Genomic DNA, 515 nt, shown 5'->3' with positions numbered 1-515 from the left:
CGTTCCTCAAAGCCCTGCCTGGCGAGCCAGGTGACCCGCGCCAGAACTGGAAGCGCCGGCGCGACCGCGCCATGCTCGTGCTGGCCATCGGCGCCGGCCTGAAGGTCTCCGAGATCCGCGGCCTCTACATCGAAAACATCGGCCAGCCGCTTAAGGATGGGTCCATCACCGTTGCCGTCAATCCAGCCGCCACGGATGGCACCAGCCTGCCGCATGACACGATTCTGCGCCAGGAGTATGTCTCCTACCTGCAGCCGTGGATGAAAGAGCGCGCCGGCCTCGATGTGCCGGGCAAGCTGCTTTTCCCTGCCGGGTTGAGAAAGGACGAAAAACTCGACCAGGCCACGCTCTACCGCCAGATCAAGGCGGCCTTTGAACGGGCCGACATGACCTCGATCGACCACCAGGGTGGCCGCACCTTGCGCAACACCTTTGCCGTACGCGAGCTGGCGCTGGGAACCACCGTAGAGCAGCTATATGACCTGATGGGCCACCGTGACATCAAAACGACCGAG

General features: G+C 63.5%; 1 protein-coding gene. It reads left to right on the top strand.

Annotated features, from left to right (window positions below):
• Positions 1-515 (top strand): site-specific integrase (locus tag JK635_RS27835; RefSeq protein ID WP_202651824.1); only part of this gene is annotated, 515 nt, incomplete at both ends.

This window comes from Neobacillus paridis (assembly GCF_016765675.1).
In the GTDB taxonomy this organism is placed as follows: Bacteria; Bacillota; Bacilli; order Bacillales; family Cytobacillaceae; genus Neobacillus; species Neobacillus paridis.
Note: the sequence above shows the minus strand (reverse complement) of the source record. Positions and strands in the feature narration are given on the sequence as shown.